Source organism: Tumebacillus lacus, from assembly GCF_026410385.1.
GTDB lineage: Bacteria > Bacillota > Bacilli > Tumebacillales > Tumebacillaceae > Tumebacillus > Tumebacillus lacus.
Window position 1 is genome coordinate 1 of sequence record NZ_JAPMLT010000024.1, and the last position, 3158, is coordinate 3158.

The window sequence follows — 3158 nt, forward strand, 5'->3', positions numbered from 1 at the left end:
GTGTTACTCACCCGTCCGCCGCTGACATCCTCGGAGCAAGCTCCGATTCAATCCGCTCGACTTGCATGTATTAGGCACGCCGCCAGCGTTCGTCCTGAGCCAGGATCAAACTCTCAATAAAAGTTTGAAATCAAGCGAATGAATCGCTGGCTCGAAAATCGATCTCGTAACACTCGTTTAGTTTTCAAGGATCAATCTCGTTCATTTCTATCTCATCACCGCTTGTCTCTCGCGGCGACAGGTATTAGAATACCACGGAGACTGGTGAAACGCAACTAACAACTTCTTCCTGATTGCATGACTAGTAGATTGTAAGAGAAAAGCTCTCGACATCGAGTGCCAAGAGCTTTTCCTTCTTGTGATTATGCGTTGACTTGCTTGACGAACTCTCTCATAAAGCCAGGGAGATCCGGCCAAGCATGGCCGGAGACAAGGTTGCCGTCTACGTGCAGAGTCTCAGAGATATACGTCGCGCCGATGCTTTCCACGTCTGGCTTGCAAGCGATGTAGGCGGTCATTTCCCGACCTTTCAGAACATCGCGATCTTTGAGCGCAGCCAGTACCATGCTCGCATGGCAGATCAGACCGATCGGCTTGTTGGTTTCAAAGAAGTGGCTGACGATACCCGGCAGGTACTCGTTCAGACGGATGTACTCCGGAGCACGGCCACCCGGGACCAGCAACCCGTCATAGTCGCTCGGGTTGATCTCGGCAAACGTGGTATGCGCTTCGATCAGGTAGCCCGGTTTCTCGGTGTAGGTTTCCCAGGTGTCGATGAAGTCATGGATGACGGTGTTGAGTACCTTTTTGGTCGGTGCAGCGATCGTAACGTCGTAGCCTTCTTCGAGGCAACGATAATACGGATAGTATACTTCCAGCGCCTCTACAGCGTCTCCGGTGACGATCAAAATTTTCTTTGCCAATGTAAATATCCCCTCTCTCTGTTAGTTCTGTTTCTATTATGAAGGGAAATGTTGCCGCAATCAATACTTATATTAATAAAAAAACCGCCTCGCGAAGTATTTCTTCACGAGACGGTTCTTATTGGTATTGCATTCTGGTGGGCCCAAGAAGATTCGAACTTCCGACCTCACGATTATCAGTCGTGCGCTCTAGCCAACTGAGCTATGGGCCCTTAACAAATGGAGCGGAAGACGGGATTCGAACCCGCGACCCTCGCCTTGGCAAGGCGATGCTCTACCCCTGAGCCACTTCCGCATGTTTGATGATATGGTGGCTCGGGACGGAATCGAACCGCCGACACGAGGATTTTCAGTCCTCTGCTCTACCAACTGAGCTACCGAGCCTTATTGGATTTTGTAAAATGGTGGAGGTTGACGGGATCGAACCGCCGACCCTCTGCTTGTAAGGCAGATGCTCTCCCAGCTGAGCTAAACCTCCAAAATGGTGACTCGTACGGGATTCGAACCCGTGAATGCCGCCTTGAAAGGGCGGTGAGTTAAGCCGCTTCTCCAACGAGCCAAAATGGTGCCTTTTATCGGAATCGAACCGATGACCTCATCCTTACCATGGATGCGCTCTACCTACTGAGCTAAAAAGGCGTGGCTCCTCGAACAGGATTCGAACCTGTGACCATCCGATTAACAGTCGGGCGCTCTACCAGCTGAGCTATCGAGGAATACATGGTGGAGATAAGCGGATTCGAACCGCTGACCCCCTGCTTGCAAGGCAGGTGCTCTACCAACTGAGCTATACCCCCATTATGGTGCGGTCGAGAAGACTCGAACTTCCACGGGGAAACCCCACACGCCCCTCAAGCGTGCGCGTCTGCCATTCCGCCACGACCGCGAATGCATGGATGCATGAATGTCGGCGTTGCGCCCCGGATGGGCGCGGTCTTTAGCCGACCTTCCTTTATCCAAATGGTGAGTCATGAAGGACTCGAACCTTCGACCCGCTGATTAAAAGTCAGCTGCTCTACCAACTGAGCTAATGACTCATGGTACGTTCTTTCGTTCTTGTCAGCGACGATCTCTCGCGGCGACAGGACTTATCTTAACACGGACAGCCGTATGGTTCAACGGCCTCCCTCCGGCAAAAGCAGTCAAAATGACGGCTTTTCGCAATCGAAGAGATACTACCTGCTCGTTACGAGCGATTTCGACGCTTTTCTCCCAGTCGGTTCTCCTTGTCCTTGCCGTTCGGAGCGCCTTTGTGCCGCAACTGATCCTGCACCCGATACCGGACGCGGTTTCGCGACGCGACGCGGGTTTTTCGGGCCGTATTTTCTCTGGACCTGCCCATGATGGTTCTGCTGCAAACGCAGTCTGCCAAAACAAGCTTTAAAGATCTCCGCCGTGTTGCGAGCGTCGTCGATTGCACTGTGGTGCTGTCCGACATACTGAAGGCGAAGCAGTTCCATCGCATTGGGCAAGCTCGTCTGGTTTTGCAAACTGTAAAGGCGGCCAAACTCCGCCTGAAGGTCGTTGTAATTGCGCAACCACTCCAGTGTGACCCGATGCTGCCGACAATTGTGAATCAACGTCCGAACGTCTTCTGTCCCCCACGTGAGCAGGTAATAATCGTCCGTCCCCAGCCACTTCACGAAACGTCGCCAAGTCTTTTTAAAGTCGTCTTGTGTGCTGACATCCTGCGGTCTGATGCCGGTGATTTTGGTGGTCCGCTTATTTAATCGTTTGGCTTTCAACGGCCGCACGTAGGCTTGAAAGCGATCGACTTCGACGACATGGCCGGCTTTGTCTCCCAACTTCACCGCGCCAATCGAAATAATCTCCGGAATCTGGCCTTTAAACAACGTCGCGACCCATTCGAGGTCGAAAAGAATATAGGAAGACATGGAACACCTCATTTTTTCTTTAGGATACCTCAAAAAGCATCGATACGATACGTATCGATGCTTTTCTTTGTTGGTGCGGTCAAGAGGACTTGAACCTCCACAGGGTTGCCCCTACAAGAACCTGAATCTTGCGCGTCTGCCAATTCCGCCATGACCGCTTATGAAAGTATAGTGGGTGTTCCCTGAAAACTGGATGCGAATGATATATGAATCGCTTAGGATAAGCCCTCGACCTATTAGTACTGGTCAGCTGAACGCCTCGCGGCGCGTACACCTCCAGCCTATCAACCTTGTCGTCTACAAGGGGTCTTACCACGTTGACCGTGTGGGAAGTCTTATC

At 51.9% G+C, this 3158-nt stretch carries 2 protein-coding genes, 11 tRNA genes and 2 rRNA genes; all 15 read right to left on the bottom strand.

Annotated elements, in window-relative coordinates; genetic code table 11:
- Nucleotides 1-121: ribosomal RNA gene (locus tag OS242_RS21200) — 16S ribosomal RNA — on the bottom strand; the annotation flags it as partial.
- A gap of 241 nt (nt 122-362) precedes the next feature.
- Entirely contained in the window at nt 363-923 is a 561-nt protein-coding gene (locus tag OS242_RS21205) for a DJ-1/PfpI family protein (protein ID WP_267153653.1), read from the bottom strand.
- Between the two features lie 135 nt (nt 924-1058).
- Nucleotides 1059-1135, bottom strand: a tRNA-Ile gene (locus tag OS242_RS21210).
- 8 nt (nt 1136-1143) lie between these two features.
- Nucleotides 1144-1218: transfer RNA gene (locus OS242_RS21215), tRNA-Gly, on the bottom strand.
- A gap of 13 nt (nt 1219-1231) precedes the next feature.
- Nucleotides 1232-1307: transfer RNA gene (locus tag OS242_RS21220), tRNA-Phe, on the bottom strand.
- Between the two features lie 18 nt (nt 1308-1325).
- Nucleotides 1326-1401: transfer RNA gene (locus OS242_RS21225), tRNA-Val, on the bottom strand.
- Between the two features lie 4 nt (nt 1402-1405).
- Nucleotides 1406-1482, bottom strand: a tRNA-Glu gene (locus tag OS242_RS21230).
- Between the two features lie 4 nt (nt 1483-1486).
- Nucleotides 1487-1562 (bottom strand) — tRNA-Thr (locus OS242_RS21235).
- A 1-nt stretch (nt 1563) separates the two neighbouring features.
- A tRNA-Asn gene (locus tag OS242_RS21240) sits at nt 1564-1639 on the bottom strand.
- Between the two features lie 5 nt (nt 1640-1644).
- A tRNA-Ala gene (locus tag OS242_RS21245) sits at nt 1645-1720 on the bottom strand.
- 4 nt (nt 1721-1724) lie between these two features.
- Nucleotides 1725-1809, bottom strand: a tRNA-Leu gene (locus OS242_RS21250).
- 75 nt (nt 1810-1884) lie between these two features.
- Nucleotides 1885-1960, bottom strand: a tRNA-Lys gene (locus OS242_RS21255).
- 138 nt (nt 1961-2098) lie between these two features.
- On the bottom strand, nt 2099-2818 hold the full coding sequence (locus tag OS242_RS21260) for a 3'-5' exonuclease (RefSeq protein WP_267153654.1): 720 nt from the start codon (nt 2816-2818) through the stop codon (nt 2099-2101).
- A 71-nt stretch (nt 2819-2889) separates the two neighbouring features.
- Nucleotides 2890-2976: transfer RNA gene (locus OS242_RS21265), tRNA-Leu, on the bottom strand.
- Between the two features lie 58 nt (nt 2977-3034).
- Nucleotides 3035-3158, bottom strand: a 23S ribosomal RNA gene (locus tag OS242_RS21270); the annotation flags it as partial.